The 3,110-nt window shown below is 78.9% G+C and carries 2 protein-coding genes; both read right to left on the bottom strand.

From position 1 onward, the window contains the following. Window positions 1-2,060, bottom strand: a 2,060-nt coding sequence (locus AKI01S_RS48430; protein ID WP_067833873.1) for a prolyl oligopeptidase family serine peptidase, incomplete at its 3' end; no start/stop codon positions are given. Further along, window positions 2,057-3,110: ATP-binding cassette domain-containing protein (locus tag AKI01S_RS48425; RefSeq protein WP_169814151.1), on the bottom strand; the 1,054-nt coding region annotated here is incomplete at its 5' end. The genes AKI01S_RS48430 and AKI01S_RS48425, both read right to left, overlap by 4 nt.

Here is a 3,110-nt window from a genome sequence, read left to right as displayed (position 1 = left end):
GGGCCGCCCGCCGGGGCCCGCCCGGCCCGCAGGCCGGTGTGCGCGGCGGCGAAGGCGAGCAGGTCGGCGGCCAGGTCCAGGCCGCGCGCGGCGGAGCGGGCGCCGTGCCCGACCCGTTCCTCGTGGCGCAGCAGGACCGGCCGCGCCCCGGCGGTGGCCCACTGCATGGCCGCGCACGTCTTGCGCGCGTGCAGCGGATCGACGCGGGTGTCCCCGCCGAACGTCGCGAACAGCACGGCCGGATAGTCGGTCCCGGGCCGGACCCGGTGGTAGGGCGAGTAGCCGTACAGGCACGCGAACTGCCCGGGGTCGGTGACGGTGCCGTACTCCTCGCGCCAGGCCGCGCCCTGCCCGGAGTGTTCGTAGCGGACCATGTCCAGCAGCGGCGCGACGCAGACGGCGGCGGCGAACAGGTCGGGCCGCTGGGTGACGGCGGCCCCGACCAGCAGCCCGCCGTTGGACTCGCCCCAGACCGCCAGCCGGTCGGGGGTCGTCCAGCCGTCGTCGACCAGCGCGCGGGCGGCGGCCAGGAAGTCGTCGAACACGTCCTGCTTGCGGTCCAGGGTCCCGGCGCGGTGGGAGTGCAGGCCGTCCTCGCCGCCGCCGCGCAGATGCGCGATGGCGAGGACGCCGCCCGCCTCCACCCAGGCCAGCGCGTCGGCGGCGTAGGACGGCACGAGCGGCATGCCGAAGCCGCCGTAGCCGTAGAGGATCGTGGGACGCGGTCCCCGGTCGCCGGGGCGGTCGATCACGGTCATCCGCACCGGGGTGCCGTCGGCGGAGACGGCGACGGCCTGGCGGGTCCGCAGCGGCGGGACGGTGAGGTGGCCGGGCGGCGCGGCCCACGGCGTCGTCTCGCCGGTGCGCGCGTCGTAGCGCCAGACGGTCGGCGGGGTCGCGACGTCGGTGTAGGTGAACCACGCCTCGTGGCCGCCGCCCGGCCGGGTCGACAGCGCGCCGACGGTGCCCCGGCCGGGCAGCGGCACCTCGGCGAGCCGCTCGCCGGTGGCGGCGTCGTGGACGGCGAGCTCCCCGGCGGTGTCGCGCAGGCGCGCCACCAGCAGGACGGGGCGGCCCGGCTCGGGGCCGTCGAGGAGCGCGACGTCCGCCAGGACGGCGGCCGGGTCCTCGGGGAGCAGCTCGGTCCACCGGTCCGGGTCAGCGGGGTCGGCGACGCACAGCCGCACGCGCGGCGCGTCCAGGTCGGTGACCACCAGCATCCGCCCGTCATGGCCCACCAGCGGCACGGCGCGGGCGTCGCGGCCGCGCAGCACCGGCCGGAAGCGGGGCACGGCGGGGTCGCCGTGCGCCAGGTCGGCCAGCCACACGTCGTTGCGCGGCGCGGTGCCCGGCGACGCCGACAGCGCCAGCCACCGCCCGTCGTGGCTGATCCCCAGGCCGTAGCCGACGGCGGGGTCGTCGCCGGCGGTGAACACGACCGGGTCGGCGTCGGCCGGGGCGCCGAAGCGGTGCAGGTGGACGCGGCGGGCGCCGTCCGGGCCGGTGGCGCGCACGTAGTAGAAGCCCGCGCCGTCGGGCAGCCACGCGACCGGCGAGTAGCGGCAGCGGTCGATGGGGCCGTCCACGACCGCGCCGGTCGCCACGTCCAGAACGCGCAGCTCGGCCTCCTCGGTGCCGCCGGTGGAGGTCTGGTAGGCCAGCAGCCGCCCGGTCGGGTCGGGGTGCCAGGCGTCCAGGGTCGTCAGGCCGGTCGGGTCGAGCGTTCCGGGGTCGAGCAGCACCCGTTCGGGGCCCGCGCCGAGGGCGGTGTGGAGGACGGGATGCTCCCGGCCGGGCGCGCGGCGGGTGTGGAAGCGCCGGTCGCCGCGCCAGACGGGGGCCTCGACGTCGCCGGTGTCGGCGAGGGCGGCGCAGCGCTCGCGGAACCACGCCCGCGAGGTCAGGGTGTCGGCGTGGGCGCGCCACAGCTCGTCCTGGGCGGCGAGCCAGGACCGGGTGCGGTGTCCGCCGGGGTCCTCCAGCCACCGGTAGGGGTCGGGGACGCGCTGCCCGTGCAGCAGGTCGGCGACGGGCTCGCGGTCGGCGGGCGGGTATCTCATGGGACGGCCTCCGGTCGGGGGTCGCGGTCCGGGGGCCGCCAGCGGCCCACCAGCTCGGCGTACGGCGGTGCGGTGCGGACGAGCTCCTCGTGGGTGCCCAGCCAGACGCGGTCGCCGTCCATCAGCAGGACGCGCCGGGCGCGCAGGGCCGAGCTGATGCGGTGCGCGACGACCACGAGGGTGCCGCCGCGCCGGGCGAACGCGGCCTCGGCGCGGGCCTCGGCGGCCGGGTCGAGATGGCAGGTCGCCTCGTCCAGGACGGTCAGCCCGGCGGGGGCGAGCCAGGCGCGGGCCAGGGCGATCTGCTGCCGCTCCCCCGCCGACAGCGTCCGGGGGTCCAGCAGCGCGTGCGGGCCGCCGAGCCGTTCGACCAGGGCGTCGGCGCCGACGGCGGCGACCGCCTCCCGCACCCGGTCGGGCGGGGCGTCGGCGAGGTAGCACAGGTTCTCCCGCACGGTGCCCTCGAACACGTACGCCTCCTGCGGGATCAGCACGCGCGCCGCGCGGGGCAGCCGGTCGGCGGGGACGCCGCCGACGGTGACCTCGCCGGACCGCGGCGCGAGCATCCCGGTGACGAGTGCGGCCAGCGTGGACTTGCCGATCCCGCTGGGGCCGACCACCGCCAGGTGGTCACCGGCGGGGATCGTCAGGTCGAGGCGGTCGATGACGGGCGCGGCGTGCGGGCCGTAGGCGGCGGTCACCGCGCGCAGCCGCACGGTCGTGTCGGACGGGGCGGGCAGCCGGGGCGGGGTCGGGCCCGGTGGCGGGGCCGTCTCCAGGACGCGGTCCAGGGCGACGGCGAGGCGGACGGCGCTGACGCCGAGCCCCTCGACGAACCCCCGGAACGCCGGGATCAGCGACTGCGTGACGCACGCCAGCGCGCCCACGACCACGCCGGGGCCCGCCCCGTTCCGCAGCAGCCAGGGCGCGGCGGCCAGCAGCAGCACCACCGGCAGCCATCCGCCCAGCGACAGCGCGGCGGTGCGCAGCGCGGTCACCCGGGCCAGCGCGCGGCCCTCGTCGGCCTGCGCGGCGACGCGGCGGGCGACG

It is taken from the genome of Actinomadura kijaniata NBRC 14229, assembly GCF_001552175.1.
Classification (GTDB): Bacteria; Actinomycetota; Actinomycetes; order Streptosporangiales; family Streptosporangiaceae; genus Spirillospora; species Spirillospora kijaniata.
Note: the sequence above shows the minus strand (reverse complement) of the source record. Positions and strands in the feature narration are given on the sequence as shown.